Below are 18,027 nucleotides of genomic sequence, written 5' to 3'. Positions count from 1 at the left end.
CGCCAGCGTTCGTGCGTGCTTGTTCACCAATTCACGGGGCCGGGATCATCACCGGAACGGTTTTCTTCGGGTTGCCCGCACGGTGAACAAGCGCGGTGGGGGTAGGGAGTAGCAACTGAGGAATCGGACACAAAGGCCCGGCAACTTTGACCGGCTCAATCCTGCCCGATAGACTTGATGACGCTGTGCGTTAGCTAGCGCCCTCGGTGTATTCCCACTCGCCGTTGAGTTGCAACTGACGCCTCGCGCGAACCGTTACATCGCGAGCGCGATCCTGACATTGGGGATCGACGCTCCATGACTGATAAGAATTGAAGGTTACGCCCGTGCGCACCTATTCACCCAAGCCTGGGGACGCAGACAAGAAGTGGTACGTCATCGACGCCACTGACGTCGTCCTCGGCCGCCTGGCGGCTCAGGTTGCCGCCATTCTTCGTGGGAAGCACAAGCCGACGTTCGCCCCTCACATGGATATGGGTGACAACGTCATCATCATTAATGCGGACAAGGTCGTTCTGACCGGTAAGAAGCTCGAACAGAAGATGGCCTACCGCCACTCTGGTCGTCCCGGTGGTCTGACCTCAACCTCCTACCGTGACCTCATGGCCAAGTCGCCTGAGCGCGCGGTTGAGAAGGCCGTTCGCGGCATGCTTCCTCACACCAGCCTCGGCCGTATGCAGTTCAAGAAGCTGCATGTTTACGCCGGTGCTGAGCACCCCCACGCCGGCCAGTCGCCGGTTCCCTACGAGATCACCCAGGTTGCTCAGTGAGCTTCGTGCCACTGAATAATCGACATAAGCACTGAGGAGAACCGTGGCTGAGACCACCGAAATCGTCGAGCTGGATGAGGAGAACGCCCCTAGCTCGTACACCACTGAGACTGAAACCGCGCCCGCAGGCGCCGGCCAGTCCATCACCGCGCCCGGCGCGGGCCTTGGTCGCCGCAAGGAGGCCGTTGCCCGTGTTCGTCTGGTTCCTGGAACCGGCGAATGGAAGATCAACGGACGCACCCTCGAGGATTACTTCCCGAACAAGCTGCACCAGCAGCTCGTGAAGTCCCCGTTCGTCCTTCTTGACCTTGATGGCCGTTTCGACGTTGTCGCCCGTATCAACGGTGGCGGCATCTCCGGCCAGGCAGGCGCCCTGCGCCTCGGCATTTCGCGCGCTCTCAATGAGATCGACCGCGATGCCAACCGCCCGGCACTCAAGAAGGCTGGCTTCCTGACTCGTGACGCTCGCGTCATCGAACGTAAGAAGGCAGGCCTCAAGAAGGCACGTAAGGCTTCGCAGTTCTCGAAGCGCTGATCCTTCGTTTTCTTGGCTTGTGGCCCTGCTCCTTGTGGAGCGGGGCCACAAGTGTTTTTAGGGCATCGTGCTACTCGGCGACTAGCGCGCTTGTTCACGGCATCCGGCTTTGTCGTGTGCGTGGTCTCTCATTGACGAGGCCGCGTACTTGTTGATGCCTCGCACTGAACGAGCGTGGTCTTTTTGGGTGTTAGTGGTGAACGAGCGTGGTCTTTTTGGGTGTTAGTGGTGAACGAGCGCGGTCTTTTTGGGTGTCAGCGGTGAACAAGCGCGCTGCTTTTGTGGTGTTGGCGGTGAACAAGCGCGCTGTTTTTGCGGTGTTGGCGGTGAACAAGCGCGGTGGGAAGAGCGGAATCCGGGCCTCGTGGTCCTTTGCGATACCGGAAATACGCGAGGGTGGAAATTCTCGCAAAGTGACAGACGGGGCCGCAGAAGAACCGAACTCGCCGGGGCCACGGGTACGCTAGGGGGCAACTGACACAACGCTTTCCGGCGCGATGCCGGCGTGAATGAAGGAACTAAAATGGCACGAATGTTTGGCACCGACGGTGTCCGTGGCCTCGCGAATGTTGATATTACGGCTGACCTGGCGCTGAAGATCGGTGAAGCTGCTGCTCGCTACTTTGGTGCGCTCCGCAGTGACGGGACGAAAGCGCGTGTCGTCATTGGTCGAGATACGCGCATTTCGGGTGAGTTCCTTGAGCACGCTCTGGCTGCCGGGCTTGCAAGCGCAGGCATGGACGTGACTCTTCTTGGCGTTGTGACGACTCCGACCGTTGCCTACCTGACTGCTTCGCAGGACGACATTGACTTGGGTGTCATGATCTCGGCGTCACACAACCCGATGGCTGACAACGGCATTAAGTTCTTCGCGCAGGGTGGCTACAAGCTCCCCGACGCGGTTGAAGATGAGATTGAAGCACTGATCGGAACCGAGTGGGATCGCCCGACCGGCGACGGTGTCGGCGAGGTCGACGAGCAACATGAGCAGGCGAAGCGCCTGTACGTTGACCATGTGGTGAAGTCTGTGAACACGGACTTGAATGGTCTGACAATCGTCGTTGACTGCGCTAATGGTGCCGCCTTCGAGCTCGGTCCGCTAACGCTACGTGAAGCGGGTGCCGAGGTCATCGTGATCAACGCTGAACCCGACGGCCGCAATATCAACCTCAATGCTGGTTCAACCCACCCTGAAGGCCTGCAGAAGGCCGTCGTCGAGCACAAGGCAGACTTCGGTGTCGCTTACGATGGTGACGCAGACCGTTGCTTGGCAGTCGATGCTGAAGGCAACCTGATCGACGGTGACAAGATCATGGGCGCACTCGCGGTGGATGCGCGTGAGCGTGGCAAGCTCAAGGGAGACACCCTTGTCGTGACCGTGATGTCGAACCTCGGTCTGATTCTCGCGATGCGTGACAAAGGTATTAAGACGGTTCAGACCGCAGTCGGCGACCGTTACGTGCTCGAAGAAATGCGCGCCTCCAACTATGTGCTGGGCGGCGAACAGTCCGGCCACATTATTGATCTCGACCATGCAACGACGGGTGATGGCATCCTGTCGTCCCTGCTGGTTGCTCGCATGGTGAAGGAATCCGGTCGCTCCCTGGCGGATCTGACTGCGTTCGTTGAGCGCTTGCCCCAGACACTCATCAATGTGGGCGGGGTTGACCGTAGCGGTGCAGCGACGAACGAAGCTGTTGCGACGGCTGTCAAGGCTGCTGAAGCACAGCTCGGCGATACCGGTCGTGTTCTTCTTCGCCCGTCGGGCACCGAGCCGTTGGTGCGCGTCATGGTTGAGGCCGCCACCCAGGAACAGGCTGATTTAGTCGCAGCCTCACTCGCTGACGTGGTGAAGGAAAACTTGGCGATCTGATACGAGGCATCCGCTTAGGGGCGTGACTGAGACAATCAACGGGCTCGGTAGGGGAATCCTCTACCGAGCCCGTTGAGCTTTGTCTTCACCACCAGAGGCGTTCAGCGTCTCAGAAGGGACCTCGTCGCCCCTGACACGAACTGGGAAAGGTGGTCGCTAGTCCTTACGCAGTAGCAACGAATCGACGCGGTGATCCTGGTCTTTGTGGAAGATCATCGTGGCGCGTTCGCGAGTGGGAGCGATGTTTTCACGCAGGTTTGGCAAGTTAATTGCCGACCAGACCATGCGCGCTGTCGCTTCGGCCTCCGTGTCCGTCAAACTGGCGTAAGTGCGGAAGAAGGAATCTTCACGCGAGAAGGCAGTTTGGCGAAGAGTGAGGAACCGGTCGACATACCACTGCTCGATGTCGGATTCTTCAGCATCGACGTAGATCGAGAAGTCGAAGTAGTCAGACACGGAAACACCGAGCGCCCCAGGGTGGAGGCGCGGGGGTTGCAGAACGTTCACTCCCTCGACGATCAGAATGTCGGGAGCCTCAATGTGGAGGATTTTGCCCGGGACAACGTCGTAGATGACATGCGAGTACACGGGAGCAGTGACGTCGCCCGCCCCCGACTTCACGGCGGCCAAGAAATTCAGCAGAGCCTGACGGTCGTAGGACTCCGGGAAGCCCTTGCGTGCCATGATGCCCTTTTCTTCGAGCACAGCGTTCGGATAGAGGAAGCCGTCGGTTGTCACCAGGTCGACGCGCGGGGTGTGCTCCCAACGTTGGAGCAGAAGTTGCAGAAGACGGGCGACGGTTGACTTTCCAACGGCAACTGAGCCGGCAATTCCGATGACGAAAGGGGTGGGTGTGGGCGTTTGCTCGCCCAGGAAGGTGGCGCGCTCGCGGGCGGTGCGTCGCCTGCCGTCAACGTACAGCTGAAGGAGCGCAGACAAAGGGCGATAAATCGCGTCGACTTCGCTCATGTCGATGGGGTCGCCCAAGGAAGCGATCCTGGTGATGTCTTCTTGCGTCAACGGCAGGGGAGTGTGGTCGACCAACCTATCCCAATCGGCGCGTTCAATGCGCGTAAAAGGGGAGATCGCAGAGTAAGCGTGTGCGTTGTGGGAAGTCACGATGGCATTGTCTCGCACTCGCTTGTTCGAATGCACCTTTGAGGCAAAAGTGTGAAGAATGGCGGGGATCTGTCGGACGTGGGCAAGGCGACGAGCGCAACTCCGCTCGATGTGCTGGAATTGCTTGCATGTGTGGAATTGTTGGACATATTGGTTGCACCCCGTCGGCTCGTTCGCGTGAGGTCGTCATGGGGGGCCTCGCTCGCCTGGAATACCGCGGATACGACTCTGCCGGTTTGGCTCTGTCAACTCCGGACGGCCTGAAGGTAATTCGCGCGGTCGGTAAGCTCGCGAACCTTGCTGACAAGATCGAGGTCCTCAAGCCTGCCGATGCTTTCGCTGCGATCGGTCATACTCGTTGGGCGACGCACGGTCGTCCGACTGTTGCGAATGCTCACCCGCATTCGTCCGCAGACGGTCGTTTCGCTCTGGTACACAATGGCATCATCGAAAATGCTGACGCGTTGCGCGCCGAACTTCGCGCCGATGGCGTCACTTTTGCGTCCGATACGGATACTGAGGTTGTCGTCCACCTGATTGCCAAGATGTACGAGGCCGGGACCGCTGGGCAGTGGGGCGGTTCTCTTGCCGGAGTGCACGCTGGCGAAGATACTGTTCGTCGTCTGATTGCTGCGATGCGCGCTGTTACTGAGCGCCTGCAGGGCACATTCACGCTGCTACTCGTTTCAGCCGATGCGCCGGAGGTTATTCTTGCGGCACGCCGGTCTTCGCCTCTGGTCGTTGGTTTGGGTGATGGCGAAAACTTCCTCGGTTCTGACGTTTTGGCATTCATTGAGCACACGAACCGCGCTGTCGAGATCGATCAGGATCAGATGGCCATTGTCACGGCTCGTGGCGTGACTGTTCTTGGCCATGATGGGAATGTTGTTCCGCTCAAGGAATACGAAGTTGACTTCACTTCGGATCGCGCGACGAAGGACGGCTGGCCGACCTTCATGGAAAAGGAAATTCACGAGCAGCCCCGTGGTGTTCGCGAAACCTTGGAAGACCGTATCGATTCCACCGGTCACCTTGCACTCGACGAGGTCCGTATCCCCGAATATATCCTGCGTGGCGTCGACAAGATCGTCATGATCGGTTGCGGTACCGCGTCCTACGCCGGTCAGGTCGCCAAGTACGCGATCGAACACTGGTGCCGTATCCCCGTCGAGGTCGAGCTTTCCTCTGAGTTCCGCTACCGTGACCCGGTCGTCACCGAAAAAACACTGGTTGTGGCTATCTCGCAGTCCGGTGAAACCATGGACACGATCCAGGCGATCCGTCACGCTCGCGAGCAGGGCGCGAAGGTCGTGGCAATTGTGAACACTCCGGGCTCGACTATTTCGCGTGAGTCCGACGCTGTTCTGCTGACCCACGCGGGCCCGGAAATCGCTGTCGCCTCCACCAAGGCGTTCACGTCTCAGGTCACCGCATGCTTCATCCTTGGCCTGTACCTTGCCCAGGTTCGTGGCAACAAGTACTCCGACGAGATCATCGACTACATGGAAAAGCTGGCTGAAGCGCCGGCGAAGATCCAGAAGATCCTCGATCAGGGCGAGACTGTCCGACAGTTTGCTCGCACCATGAAACACGCGACGTCCGTCATCTACCTCGGTCGCCACGTCGGATACCCGGTTGCCCTTGAAGGCGCCCTGAAGCTCAAGGAAATCTGCTACATCCACGCAGAAGGCTTCGCGGCCGGCGAACTCAAGCACGGCCCGATCGCACTGGTCGACGAAGGCCAGCCGGTCATCATCGTTGTTCCGACCCCGCGTCGTCCCGAACTGCACAACAAGGTTCTGGCAAACATTCAGGAAGTTCGCGCTCGCGGTGCAAAGACCATCGTCATCGCTGAAGAAGGCGACACCTCCGTCGACGAATTCGCTGAAATCGTGTTCAGGATTCCTCCGATCCCGACGCTGTACGCACCCCTGTTGACGGTTGTCCCACTGCAGATCTTCGCCTGCGAACTTGCAACCGTGAAGGGCCTTGACGTCGATCAGCCACGCAACCTCGCTAAGTCTGTGACCGTTGAGTAAGCATCCTTGACTGGACTTTTCCTGCGTCTGCCACCCGTCGTGGCAGACGCAGGATTCGTTTTGTGCGGACGTTTTCGCTTTCGTGGGACAAATCCCACTACCATCGGGCTGTATCCGCTTGTTGACCGAGTATGCGAGTCCGGCCTCGTACACCAAAACAGGATTGAGATTATCGTGATCGACATTCTCTGGGCGCTCGTTCCATCGATTTTGTTTGGCCTTCAAACCACCATCACCGGCGCGGTCAAGACAACTGACCAGCAGCGTGTTCTCGGTTTGACGATGGGTGGTTTTATTTTTGCGCTCGCCGTCACGCCCTTCCTTGGGGTTCAGTGGAATGTGCGCGATGTGATCGTCGCTTTTGTTACCGGATTGATTGTCGGCTGGGGTTTGGTGGACCAGGTCGCTGCTTTCAACGTGCTGGGTGTCTCGCGCACGATGCCGGTGTCGACGGGCGGGCAGTTGGCAGCGATCTCGCTGGGTGGTGTTCTTCTGTTCGGCGAATGGCGTCACGGTGGGGCGCTCCCGGTCGGTGCGACTGCGATTATCGTCCTCATTCTGGGTATTTGGTTCGTCTCACGCACCGAGGAAGGCTCCGATACGAAGAACCTGGATTGGGCGCGTGGAACGCGTTTGCTGATGACGTCGACCTTCGCTTTTTCGAGTTACGTGCTGATTGGTCGTGCCTTTGGGCTGGATGGTCCCTCGATCCTGTTGCCGCAGGCGACGGGCTACTTCCTTGTTGCCCTGATCGCGTACGCCGTTGACACGCGCCGGAAGGGGGACGAGGCTCCGAAGCTAGTGAGTCTCCCAATGGCGCAAATGACGGCACTCGGCCTGATGTGGGGTGCCGCCGTCGTCCTACTCCAGGTCGGCGCTGGACGCGTCGGTGTCGCGACCGGTTTCACTCTGTCGCAGCTCGGCATTCTGATTTCGACTCCTCTCGGTATCCTCTGGCTGGGTGAGCACCGCGTGGGTCGCGAACTGTGTTGGACTGTCATTGGTGTTGCGCTGGTTATCGTCGGCGCGGTGCTTGCGGGGGTCGCTAAGGGGCTCGACGCCGCCTGAGGCCTTTTCGTCCGCGCCTTGGCGCACATCCCCCGGTCTTATACCACCGCGCTTGTTCACCGTTTGGGGTGTATGCGACCGCGCTTGTTCACCGTGAGGCACCGACCCCTGAGAGTGAAGAAACCGCGACAATCCGCGCAATAGGTTGATGCGTGCCCAAAGGGGTGACACTATCACTGCATGATCTTCGTGAACGATCGCGCGACTGCGCGTGCCATTGAGGCTGACTTTTTAGCGCGCCACACAGAAGCTGGAGATGGCGATCCGGATTGGTTAATGAAGCGAGCGGCACACGCAGTAGCTGAAGCCGTGACCGCGCTTGTTCACCGCGGCAACACTGCGCTTGTTCACCGTTCACCCGCCTTTTCACCCGGATGCGTTGAAAGCGATGATTATCTGACGCTTCCTCGCGTGTGCGCGCTTGTTGGAGGCGGGGACAACGGAGGCGATGCTCTGTATGCGCTCGCCTACCTAGCTGAACAGGGGTTTTCCTGCTCGGCTCTACTTCTTGCTCCGAAGTCTCATTCACGAGGCCGATCAGTTGCGCTTGAGGCAGGTGTGCAGATTCTTGATGCTTACGCGCTTGTTCAGGAAAAGCTTGCCGATCAGCAGGATCCAGCCGGTGGCGCTGACGGTGAACAAGCGCGGTCGAAGTTGTGGGCGCTCACTGACATTTCAAACATTGCTACGGCTTTGGAAGCTCCTATCTGGATCGATGGAATTCTTGGAATTGGCGCGTCAGGCGAGCTTCGGGAACCGGCGCGCTCGTTCATCGAGGAGCTTGCCCAGCTTCAACAAGCGCGGGGAGTGAAGGTCGTCGCGGTCGACGTGCCTTCCGGGCAGTTCTCAGATGATGGGGAAGTGACGGGGCCAGTAGTGTCTGCGACAACGACCGTCACTATGGGATTGCTGAAGACACCACTCGTCCTTCCTCCCTCCGCCTATTACACGGGGACTCTGCAGTGTGTTCCGCTGGGTTTTAACGCCCAAGAATCAGACGTTCGAGTCGTGACCGACCAAGATGTTGCCCGCACTGTCATTCGCCCCGATTGGGCGGACCACAAGTACACGCGCGGAGTCGCAGGCTTGGTAGTCGGCTCAGAAACCTACCCCGGAGCAGGCGCTCTGAGTTGTCTGGGTGCCAGCTATTCCGGCGTGGGCATGGTGCGTCTGGATGCGCCCGATCAAGTCCTTGACTTGGTGTTGACGCTCGAGCCGGGGATCGTTGGTGTCGGTGGTCGAATCCAGGCGGGTCTGGTTGGTCCGGGAATGGATGATGATACGCGTGTGAACGCGCTCGAGCTGGCAAAGTTCTGCGTTGCCTCGCATCTTCCCCTGATTGTTGATGCGGGTGCGCTGTCCTTTGTCCGAGAAGTGGCGACGGTGGGAGGCTTGGAGCGGGTGCTCCTCACCCCTCACGCAGGCGAAGCCGAGGCTATGTTTAGCCAATGGGGCCAGAAGCGCCCTCGCTGGTGGGTTGAGCAGTGCCCGGTAGAGGCCGCACGTCTTCTTGCGAAGCTCAGTGGAGCAAATGTGCTGCTGAAAGGGGCCTCGTGCATTCTTTCAACACCGCAAGGCGAAATCGTTATTGTTCCGCGAGGGAGTGGCTGGGCCGGAGTCGCAGGAAGTGGCGATGTGCTGGCGGGCCTGCTCGCAGGCTTTGCGGCACAGTGGGGTGCGAAGAGTGAACGAGGCTCATCAACTACTTCGCTTGTTGAAGCTCTGGCTGCGGGCGCGCTTGTTCACGCGCGTGCTGGCGAACGCGCTGCGTCGAAGGTGAGTGTGAGTGGTGGCCCGGTGACCGCAATCCAGATTGCAAAATGCGTGTCGAGCGTGATCGGGGAGTTGCTCGCCTGATTTTTACCGCGCTTGTTCAGTGCTCCGTTTCAACAAATTGGTGCTGACGAGCTGTTTTCTTGAACAAGCGCAGTGCTGTTTGACGAGTAAATGGTGAACAAGCGCAGTGTGGTTTGACGAGGAAACGGTGAACAAGCGCGGTGGGAGACGCGCGAATCTGAAGGTGAACGCAACAATGATGACCCTCCGTAACGCGCGCTTGTTCACCGGTGCGATACTAGAAGCGTGATGAACGAAGAGTCTTCCGCTTTCGCCCAGTACCCGGCGCGCGCTGTCGTTGACCTCAGCGCCATTGCCGACAATCTGGCGGTGCTGAAACAATCTGCGCCGACGGCCATTCAGATGGCAGTTGTCAAGGCAGATGCCTACGGGCATGGAATTCTTCCCGTTGCGATGACTGCGCTTGAGGCAGGAGCTTCGTGGCTCGGTGTCGCGCAACTCGGTGAAGCACTCACTCTGCGATACGCGCTCGACGAAGCTGGAATAGCACGTGAGAAAGCGCCGATTCTGACGTGGATCGCCCCCTCGGGAGCTGACTGGGCGCAGGCGCTCGAAGCAGACTTGGATCTGTCGGTGTCCTGGACCTGGGTGCTGGCCCAGATCTGCGCGGCTGCACGCGAAACGGGTAAGAAGGCGCGCATTCACGTGAAGATCGATACGGGCATGTCGCGCGCGGGTTCGACGCTTGCGGATCTGCCGGCGCTTGCTTCGGCAGTGCGGATGGCCCGCGACGAGGGTCTTGTTGAGGTGATCGGCGCGTGGAGTCACCTGTCGCGCGCGGACGACCCCAGCGACGAGGGCAATGCATCAACCGCGGCGCATGTTGAAATTTTCGAGGCCGGTTGCACAATTCTGGCGCAGGCTGGAATTAGGCCGGAACTTCGCCACCTGAGTGCCACATCAGGCATCCTCTGGCATCCCGAAGCGCACTACGACATGGTGCGCGCCGGCATCGGTATGTACGGACTGAGCCCCAACTCCGCCGTGGCGTCCGCATCTGACTTGGGGTTGCGTCCCGCGATGACCCTGCAGGCGCCACTGACCAGTGTCAAAGTGATCGAAGAGGACACCCCTGCTTCATATGGTGGCACGTGGCGTTCATCCTCGAGGCGTTGGGTTGGTCTGGTGCCCCTCGGATATGCCGACGGTATTCTGCGCGCCGGATCGAACGGTGCCCCCGTCCTTGTCAACACGGATAGGGAGCCGATTCGCACGCATATTGTGGGCCGAGTGTGTATGGACCAGTTCATCATCGACCTTGGCCCGGCATCGGGTGAGGCGGGTCTGCCGACTGGCCGCACCGAGAATGCGCCCGCACAGGTTGGCGACGGCGTCATCCTTTTCGGTGACCCGGCCACCGGCGCGCCACTGGCTGACGAATGGGCAAGCCAAGCCGGCACCATCAACTACGAAATCGTTGCCCGCTTGGGCGAACGCATCCCGCGCCTCTATATTGGCGCGGCTCGACGTGAGGAGAACTGTTCATGACCGCTGAACCCCAGTCGTTGGTGTCTGCTTCCGCTGATGAAACGCGGTGCCTCGGGCGCGCTTTGGGTGAAAACCTGCGTGCCGGCGATCTCATCATGTTGCGTGGCGGTTTGGGCGCGGGTAAGACGACGTTCACTCAAGGCGTGGGTGAAGGAATCGGGGTACGAGGCCGTGTGGCATCCCCGACGTTCATCGTGGCCCGCGTTCACCCGAACCTCGGTGACGGTCCTGACTTGATCCACGCCGACGCCTATCGCATCCGCGACCTCGAAGACCTCGAAACCCTGGACCTCGATTCTTCTCTGGCAGAGTCCGTGACCGTCGTCGAATGGGGCGAAGGTAAGACGGAAGCCCTGTCTGATGAGCGCCTCGAAATTGATGTCACGCGCAAGACCGGTGGTGAAGCTGCCCACGACGGAGACGCGATCGACCTTGAAACGATGGATGACGGCGAGCGCACCATTACGCTCCACCCGCACGGCAACCGCTGGGACGGCGTTCTCGAAGCAGTCATGGCACGCGCCAGCGAACTGATTGCCACCTTGGACGAAGACTGATTGGCAAGCCCCGCGTTTCTTGGGATCGCCCGCTCCCGAAGCTCACATCGTGACTCGCTGATCCGACGAGTAGGATTACCCCTGTGATTGAACTGAGCCTTGATACCTCCGCCGCCACGATCGTTTCCGTCTTGAAAGACGGAACCGTGGTGGGACACGCTCACAACGAATCAACGCGTCACCACGCTGAATCGATCACCGAGCTTGTCCGCGAGACACTCGGTCAAGCCGGTCTGCCGGTCGAGGCGAAGGACGCTGGTATTGAACGCGTGTTGGTTGGTACGGGTCCTGCACCGTTTACCGGTCTGCGCGCGGGCCTCGTCTCCGCGCGAGTGTTTGCGCTCGCGGCAGGCGTGCCCGTCTACGGAGCCTCAAGCTTGGATGTCATTGCCCGCCAGGCACTCGACTTGCTTCCCCCGGACACCCACGTGTACGCCGTTTCTGATGCGCGCCGTAAGGAACTGTACTGGGGACACTACGTCGCAGAAGGTGCCGATGATGTGCGTCTGATCGGCCGCCTTGAGGTTGGCACGGCTCAGAGCCTGCTCAACTCGATGCGTGATGCGGACGGTCTGATCATCAGCGCGGGTGAACTTCCCGCTCACTCCGTCGACTGCCTTGCCCCCGCAGGTAAGGGGCCGATCGTTGATGGAGATCCGGCAGTTCTGTCGCGTATTGTTTCTGCTCGTTTGGCCAAGGGTGAAGAAGATCGCCTCGGCACCGAGCCGCTCTACTTGCGCCGTCCCGAGATTCACGGCCAGCCGATGGAGCGCATGTGACCGGCGTTCCGGTTGAGATCCATCAGGCAAAGCCGGGGGATGAAGAGATCCTGGTTGCGCTTGAAGAAGCTCTTTTCCCGGAGGACCCATGGACGTGGGGAATGATCGCCGACGAGCTGGCCTCCCCGTTTTCCACCTACTACCTGGCGGCCCTCCCAGATGGCCCTGACCTGCAGGTTGTCGGCTACGGGGGAGTGAAAGTGGTGGGCGATGGCGCCGACATTATGACAATCGGCGTTTTCCCCCATGTACGAGGCCAGGGCCTGGGTAAACAGATCCTCGACCTGCTGGTATCTCGCGCACGTGAAGCTGGAGCGGACTACGTGTTCCTTGAAGTTCGCGAGTCGAATGAAGCTGCACGACGCCTCTACGAACGCTCAGGTTTTATCGTCCTGGACCGCTTGAGGGGATATTTCAAGAATCCACTCGAAGACGGCATCGCCATGCGATTGGATCTGACGAACTGAAAGTGTGGGTGGCCTCGTCCCTTCAATGTCGAGCGTGACGGTGACGGAAGAGAGCACACAAGTAGGCGCGCACCTGCGTTTTACGACGGGTTTCTCAAAACTGTCATATGCCCGAAATTTGAAACAGGACGGTTAGGTAAAAGGCAGTCAACACCCGCCTGAAACATCTCTGTCGCACGCGTAACCAGCCTCCAAACCGCCAAGGAAGCCCCTAAGAATTTAGCTAAATTACGCGGAAAACTGAGCTGACAAAACGCTCATCTAGGACCAAGGGCGGACAACAGTCCTAAAACGCTTGAAGACGTGTGGATATTCTTGGGACATGGCCACTACAAATGTCGCAACGAAGAAGCGCCGCGCGTGGACCACCAGTGTTTTTATTAAGCAACTGATGGCCATCTCGGGCTTCATTTTCGTCTTCTTCCTGCTGTTCCACTCCTACGGCAACCTCAAGATGTTCCTCGGTCAGGAAGCGTATGACCATTACGCACACTGGCTGAAGGAAGAGGCTTTCGTGCCGATCTTCCCGCACGGCGGATTCATCTGGGTATTCCGCGCCGCGATGCTCCTGATGCTTGTCATCCACCTGTACGCAGCTGCATACACGTGGAAGCGTTCGCGTCGCGCACGTTCGACCCGCTACGTCGTGAAGAAGTCCGTTACCGATTCGTACGCCGCGCGCACCATGCGCATGTCCGGCGTTCTGATCCTGTTCCTCTTCATCTTCCACATCCTGCACTTCACGACCGGCACTGTCCGCACGGGCTTCACCGCTGATTCGACGCCTTACGAGCGCATGGTTGCATCGTTCAACTCGCCGCTGCTCGTCATCGTGTACGCAATCTTCGTCGGTCTTGCATGTATTCACGTTTCGCACGGCTTCTGGTCAATGTTCCAGACGCTCGGTTGGGTTCGCCCCGCGACTCGTAAGCCGATGATCGTCCTCTCCGGCCTCGTTGGCGCCATCATCTTCGTGATGTTCATGGCACCTCCGATCGCAATCGCCGCCGGATTCATCTCTTGAGGAAGCTGATTACTCATGACTGAAACCCTGATCAAGGGCCTCTACCGTGAAGGCGAGAAGATCGCTGACGCCAAGGCTCCTCTTGATGTGCCAATCGCCGAATGCTGGGAACAGCGTAAGTTCTCCGCCGCTCTGGTGAACCCGGCTAACCGTCGTAAGCTCCGTGTCATCATCGTAGGCACCGGCCTTGCGGGTGGCGCTGCTGCTGCTTCGCTCGGCGAAATGGGCTACAACGTCGACGTGTTCTTCTACCAGGACTCCGCTCGTCGCGCGCACTCTATTGCTGCGCAGGGTGGTATCAACGCTGCGAAGAACTACCGCAACGACAATGACTCCGTCTACCGCCTCTTCTACGACACGGTTAAGGGTGGTGACTACCGCGCCCGCGAAACCAACGTCTACCGTCTGGCAGAGGTCAGCGCGAACATCATCGACCAGTGCGTCGCACAGGGCGTTCCGTTCGCGCGCGAATACGGTGGTCTGCTCGACAACCGCTCCTTCGGTGGTGTCCAGGTCTCCCGTACGTTCTACGCGCGTGGCCAGACAGGTCAGCAGCTCCTGATCGGCGCCTACCAGGCGCTGGAACGTCAGGTTGCAGCCGGCACGGTCAAGGAATACTCGCGCCACGAAATGGTTGAGATCATCGTTTCCGATGGTCGCGCCCGTGGCATCGTCGCCCGTGACATGGCAACCGGCAAGCTGGAAACCTACGTCGCTGACGCAGTTATCCTGGCAACCGGTGGTTACGGCAACGTCTTCTTCCTGTCGACCAACGCGATGGGGTGTAACGCCACCGCAATCTGGCGCGCATACCGCAAGGGTGCCTATTTCGGTAACCCCTGCTTCACGCAGATCCACCCGACCTGCATCCCGCAGCACGGCGATCAGCAGTCGAAGTTGACCCTCATGTCGGAGTCTCTCCGTAACGACGGTCGTATTTGGGTTCCCAAGAAGGCTGAAGACTGCGAAAAGGACCCGCGTCAGATCCCCGAAGAGGATCGCGACTACTACCTGGAGCGCATCTACCCGTCCTTCGGCAACCTGGTTCCCCGCGATATTGCATCGCGTCAGGCAAAGAACATGTGTGACGAAGGTCGTGGCGTCGGCCCGAAGATCGCCGGCGTCGCCCGCGGCGTCTACCTCGACTTCGCCGATGCGATCGAGCGCATGGGTGTGGCCGCCGTCTCTGCGAAGTACGGCAACCTGTTCGATATGTACGAGCGCATTACGGGCGACAACCCCTACGAGGTGCCGATGCGCATCTACCCGGCAGTCCACTACACCATGGGCGGGCTGTGGGTTGACTACGATCTCGAGTCCAACCTTCCCGGTCTGTACGTTGCTGGCGAAGCAAACTTCTCCGACCACGGCGCCAACCGCCTGGGTGCATCCGCGCTCATGCAGGGGCTGTCGGACGGCTACTTCGTCCTGCCGAACACAATCAACGATTACCTTTCCAAGTGCTTCAATCTGCCGAAGCTGGACGAATCGTCCGCTGACGTTGTCGAAGCTCTCTCGATGGCTCAGAAGCGCATCGACACCCTGATGTCGATCAACGGTTCCCGCTCGGTTGATTCCTTCCACAAGGAACTCGGCCACATCATGTGGGAATACTGCGGTATGGAGCGCACCGAGGAAGGCCTGAAGAAGGCAATCGGTATGATTCGCGAACTTCGCAAAGACTACTGGCAGAACGTTCGCGTTCCCGGCAAATCCATTGGTGAACTCAACCAGTCCCTCGAAAAGGCTGGTCGCGTTGCCGACTTCATGGAGCTTGGTGAACTCATGTGCATCGACGCTCTTCACCGCGAGGAATCCTGTGGCGGCCACTTCCGCGCCGAGTCACAGACCCCCGAAGGTGAAGCGCTTCGTGATGACGACAAGTTCCTGTACGTCGCCGCGTGGGAGTGGGGTGGCGAAGACCAGCCACCGATCCTCCACAAGGAAGACCTCATTTACAACAACATCGAGCTGAAGCAGCGGAGCTACAAGTGAACCTGACACTGAAGATCTGGCGCCAAGATGGTCCCGAGGACCGTGGCGCGATGCACGAGTACCAGGTGAAGGGAATCTCCGAGGAGTCGTCCTTCCTTGAAATGCTTGACGTCCTCAATGAGGAACTCTTCGCACGTGGTGAAGAACCCATCGCATTCGATTCTGACTGCCGTGAAGGTATCTGCGGTCAGTGTGGCATTGTCATCAACGGCATTGCCCACGGCCCAGAGGTCACCACGACCTGCCAGCTTCACATGCGTACTTTCCATGACGGTGACACCATCACCATTGAGCCGTGGCGTGCAGAAGCATTCCCGATCATCAAGGACCTGGTTGTCAACCGTTCCGCACTGGACCGCATCATCCAGGCTGGTGGCTACATTTCGGTCAACACCGGTGCAGCCCCGGATGCTCACGCAACCCCGGTCCCGAAGCAGGACGCAGACCGCGCATTCGAAGCGGCTGCATGCATCGGCTGTGGCGCTTGCGTGGCAGCCTGCCCGAACGCTTCGGCGATGCTGTTCACCTCGGCTAAGGTGACACACCTCCAGCTTCTGCCCCAGGGCAAGCCGGAGAACTACAAGCGCGTTGTCAACATGCTCAACCAGATGGATGAAGAGGGCTTCGGCTCCTGCACCAACATCGGTGAGTGTGCTGCGGTCTGCCCGAAGCAGATCCCGCTTGACGTCATCTCCACGCTGAACCGTCAGCTCGGAAAGGCAGCCCTGAAGGGCGTCTGATCCGGCTTGTGGCCTTCGCGGGGTCCCGGTGGTTTGCCACCGGGACCCCGCTTTTGTTTCTCCATCTTCCTTGCCCTATATCCGTCTTCCCTGACCGCGCTTGTTCACCGTTTCGTCTCCAAGTAATACCGCGCTTGTTCACCATCGGGCGCTCAGAATTACACATTAAGTCTGGAAGCATCGGCCCATCTCGCCGACTACTCAATGCAGAAGAGGCTAGAGTAAGAGCAGATAAAACTGCTGGTCAGCGCCATAGTTCGGCGTCGATGCGGAAGGTGATTTCAATGGAGAAATTCGACGAAACAGGCCCGAACACTCACACTCGTCGCTATAAGGTTTCATCATCGATTGCTATCGGAGCAATGATTGTCTTCGCGATTCTGTCGATCCTGCTTCTGCTCGGCTTGGTGTTCGGCTCGGATGCAATCAAGGTCACCGCGGATAAAGCACTCCCCTGGTCGCTTGTTGCCTTCGCCGTTGCATGTGTTGCGATGATCGTTGCCAACAAGCGGACTCCACTGAAGGATGATGACCCCGTAGAAAACTCACAGTGATGGCGGTCCGTGCCACGGCGCGGATGTCACACATTTGGATTCACGGCCTCGTTCTTTGCCGGCATAAACTGGAAGGGTGAAGGAACCACTCATCCTCGGAATCGAATCCACCTGCGACGAAACTGGCATTGGTCTTGTGCGCGGGTGCGAACTGCTCGTCGACCGCACGGCCACATCGATGGATCAGTATGCCCGCTACGGTGGTATCATCCCAGAAATTGCGTCGCGCGCTCACCTTGAATCGTTTATCCCAACCTTGAATGCGGCGCTTGATGAAGCTGGCGTGACGCTTGATGACGTGGATGCGATTGCTGTTGCTGCTGGCCCGGGCCTCGTTGGTTCTTTGACGGTCGGTATTTGTGCTGCGAAGGCGCTTGCCTCGTCCCTTGGCAAGCCCCTGTACGGTGTGAACCACGTGATCGGCCATCTTGCTGTCGATAAGCTTGCTGACGGCCCGCTCCCTGAGCGCTTTATCGGTCTGGTTGTTTCCGGTGGTCATTCGAATATTTTGCTGGTTAACGACATTGCAACCGACGTTCAAGAACTGGGTGGCACGCTTGACGATGCTGCCGGCGAAGCCTTCGATAAGGTTGGACGCCTGCTCAATCTGCCTTACCCGGGTGGGCCGCACGTCGATCGGCTCTCCCAGGCTGGCGACGTGAATGCCATTAAGTTCCCGCGCGGTTTGTCCGGTGGCAAGGATAAAGAGCGTCACAAGTACGATTTCAGCTTTTCCGGTCTGAAGACCGCTGTTGCTCGCTACATAGAGGGTACCGAGGCTCGCGGTGAAGCTGTGAACCCTGAAGACGTGTGCGCAGGCTTCTCTGAGGCAGTGAATGACTCTCTGACCGCTAAAGCAGTGCGCGCGGCGTTGGACACGGGGTGCCAGACGATCGTTGTGGGTGGCGGTTTTTCTGCGAACTCTCGTCTGCGTGCGCTTCTTGCTGAGCGTGCTGAGGCTTCTGGGCTTGAGGTTCGCCTGCCCCCGTTGCGTTTCTGCACGGATAACGGTGCGCAGATCGCTGCGATGGGGTCGGAGCTTGTTCGCGCAGGTGTTGCTCCGTCGGATTGGAATTTCTCGCCAGATTCGGGCATGCCTCTGACGCAGACGTCAATGTTGCCTAGTGCCTGATCTTCCTCTTTGCTATCGGTTGCGCCTAAT

At 59.0% G+C, this 18,027-nt stretch carries 16 protein-coding genes; 15 read left to right on the top strand and 1 reads right to left on the bottom strand.

Annotated features, from left to right (window positions below; all coding sequences use genetic code 11):
• The first annotated feature begins 326 nt into the window (after positions 1-326).
• The 3 genes from rplM (at position 327) to glmM (ending at position 3,178) form a co-directional block, all read left to right on the top strand.
• Complete coding sequence (gene rplM / locus QP503_RS01940; RefSeq protein WP_103631684.1) at positions 327-770, top strand: 50S ribosomal protein L13; 444 nt, start codon at positions 327-329, stop codon at positions 768-770.
• 43 nt (positions 771-813) lie between these two features.
• Entirely contained in the window at positions 814-1,305 is a 492-nt protein-coding gene (gene rpsI / locus QP503_RS01935; protein ID WP_006681467.1) for a 30S ribosomal protein S9, read from the top strand.
• A gap of 523 nt (positions 1,306-1,828) precedes the next feature.
• Positions 1,829-3,178 carry a phosphoglucosamine mutase gene (gene glmM, locus QP503_RS01930; protein ID WP_285101121.1) on the top strand — a complete coding sequence of 450 codons (1,350 nt, stop codon included), beginning with the start codon at positions 1,829-1,831 and terminating at the stop codon, positions 3,176-3,178.
• A gap of 156 nt (positions 3,179-3,334) precedes the next feature.
• Here glmM and coaA read toward each other — a convergent pair whose 3' ends face one another.
• A complete protein-coding gene (gene coaA, locus QP503_RS01925) occupies positions 3,335-4,297 on the bottom strand; it encodes a type I pantothenate kinase (protein WP_006681465.1) in 963 nt (320 codons plus the stop codon).
• Positions 4,298-4,425: 128 nt separating this feature from the next.
• On the opposite strand from coaA, the gene glmS reads away from it, so the two are divergent.
• The 12 genes from glmS to tsaD all read left to right on the top strand — a co-directional run bounded on the left by glmS (position 4,426) and on the right by tsaD (position 17,997).
• Entirely contained in the window at positions 4,426-6,336 is a 1,911-nt protein-coding gene (glmS, locus tag QP503_RS01920) for a glutamine--fructose-6-phosphate transaminase (isomerizing) (protein ID WP_179369891.1), read from the top strand.
• A 174-nt stretch (positions 6,337-6,510) separates the two neighbouring features.
• Positions 6,511-7,404: a GRP family sugar transporter gene (locus QP503_RS01915; RefSeq protein WP_285101118.1), complete on the top strand. Its 894-nt coding sequence runs from the start codon at positions 6,511-6,513 to the stop codon at positions 7,402-7,404.
• Positions 7,405-7,584: 180 nt separating this feature from the next.
• Positions 7,585-9,261, top strand: a complete 1,677-nt coding sequence (locus QP503_RS01910) for a bifunctional ADP-dependent NAD(P)H-hydrate dehydratase/NAD(P)H-hydrate epimerase (RefSeq protein WP_285101116.1) — start codon at positions 7,585-7,587, stop codon at positions 9,259-9,261.
• A 228-nt stretch (positions 9,262-9,489) separates the two neighbouring features.
• The gene (gene alr / locus QP503_RS01905; RefSeq protein WP_179370293.1) at positions 9,490-10,749 is read left to right on the top strand and encodes an alanine racemase; all 1,260 of its coding nucleotides are present in this window, start codon (positions 9,490-9,492) and stop codon (positions 10,747-10,749) included.
• The gene (tsaE, locus tag QP503_RS01900; RefSeq protein WP_006681460.1) at positions 10,746-11,306 is read left to right on the top strand and encodes a tRNA (adenosine(37)-N6)-threonylcarbamoyltransferase complex ATPase subunit type 1 TsaE; all 561 of its coding nucleotides are present in this window, start codon (positions 10,746-10,748) and stop codon (positions 11,304-11,306) included. The genes alr and tsaE overlap by 4 nt, the downstream gene beginning before the upstream one ends.
• An 83-nt stretch (positions 11,307-11,389) precedes the next feature.
• On the top strand, positions 11,390-12,085 hold the full coding sequence (gene tsaB, locus QP503_RS01895) for a tRNA (adenosine(37)-N6)-threonylcarbamoyltransferase complex dimerization subunit type 1 TsaB (RefSeq protein WP_285101114.1): 696 nt from the start codon (positions 11,390-11,392) through the stop codon (positions 12,083-12,085).
• On the top strand, positions 12,082-12,552 hold the full coding sequence (gene rimI, locus QP503_RS01890) for a ribosomal protein S18-alanine N-acetyltransferase (protein WP_006681458.1): 471 nt from the start codon (positions 12,082-12,084) through the stop codon (positions 12,550-12,552). Before tsaB ends, rimI begins: the two co-directional genes overlap by 4 nt.
• Positions 12,553-12,874: 322 nt before the next feature.
• Positions 12,875-13,576, top strand: a complete 702-nt coding sequence (locus tag QP503_RS01885; RefSeq protein ID WP_006681457.1) for a succinate dehydrogenase cytochrome b subunit — start codon at positions 12,875-12,877, stop codon at positions 13,574-13,576.
• A 15-nt stretch (positions 13,577-13,591) separates the two neighbouring features.
• On the top strand, positions 13,592-15,571 hold the full coding sequence (locus QP503_RS01880) for a fumarate reductase/succinate dehydrogenase flavoprotein subunit (protein ID WP_285101112.1): 1,980 nt from the start codon (positions 13,592-13,594) through the stop codon (positions 15,569-15,571).
• A complete protein-coding gene (locus tag QP503_RS01875) occupies positions 15,568-16,311 on the top strand; it encodes a succinate dehydrogenase/fumarate reductase iron-sulfur subunit (protein WP_179369883.1) in 744 nt (247 codons plus the stop codon). The genes QP503_RS01880 and QP503_RS01875 overlap by 4 nt, the downstream gene beginning before the upstream one ends.
• Before the next feature lie 284 nt (positions 16,312-16,595).
• On the top strand, positions 16,596-16,865 hold the full coding sequence (locus QP503_RS01870; protein WP_103631665.1) for a hypothetical protein: 270 nt from the start codon (positions 16,596-16,598) through the stop codon (positions 16,863-16,865).
• 76 nt (positions 16,866-16,941) lie between these two features.
• Positions 16,942-17,997 carry a tRNA (adenosine(37)-N6)-threonylcarbamoyltransferase complex transferase subunit TsaD gene (gene tsaD, locus QP503_RS01865; protein WP_179369882.1) on the top strand — a complete coding sequence of 352 codons (1,056 nt, stop codon included), beginning with the start codon at positions 16,942-16,944 and terminating at the stop codon, positions 17,995-17,997.
• Positions 17,998-18,027: the final 30 nt, after the last annotated feature.

The organism is Pauljensenia sp. UMB0895 (assembly GCF_030218905.1).
Taxonomy (GTDB): Bacteria; Actinomycetota; Actinomycetes; order Actinomycetales; family Actinomycetaceae; genus Pauljensenia; species Pauljensenia turicensis_A.
The sequence above is the reverse complement of the archived record's forward strand: the minus strand, read 5'-3'. Positions and strand labels throughout refer to the sequence as shown.

Coding starts and splice junctions, on each gene's coding strand:
- glmM (WP_285101121.1), top strand. CDS start 1,829: ATGGCACGAATGTTTGGCACCGACGGTGTCCGTGGCCTCGCGAATGTT.
- glmS (WP_179369891.1), top strand. CDS start 4,426: ATGTGTGGAATTGTTGGACATATTGGTTGCACCCCGTCGGCTCGTTCG.
- QP503_RS01910 (WP_285101116.1), top strand. CDS start 7,585: ATGATCTTCGTGAACGATCGCGCGACTGCGCGTGCCATTGAGGCTGAC.
- alr (WP_179370293.1), top strand. CDS start 9,490: ATGAACGAAGAGTCTTCCGCTTTCGCCCAGTACCCGGCGCGCGCTGTC.
- tsaE (WP_006681460.1), top strand. CDS start 10,746: ATGACCGCTGAACCCCAGTCGTTGGTGTCTGCTTCCGCTGATGAAACG.
- QP503_RS01885 (WP_006681457.1), top strand. CDS start 12,875: ATGGCCACTACAAATGTCGCAACGAAGAAGCGCCGCGCGTGGACCACC.
- QP503_RS01880 (WP_285101112.1), top strand. CDS start 13,592: ATGACTGAAACCCTGATCAAGGGCCTCTACCGTGAAGGCGAGAAGATC.
- QP503_RS01870 (WP_103631665.1), top strand. CDS start 16,596: ATGGAGAAATTCGACGAAACAGGCCCGAACACTCACACTCGTCGCTAT.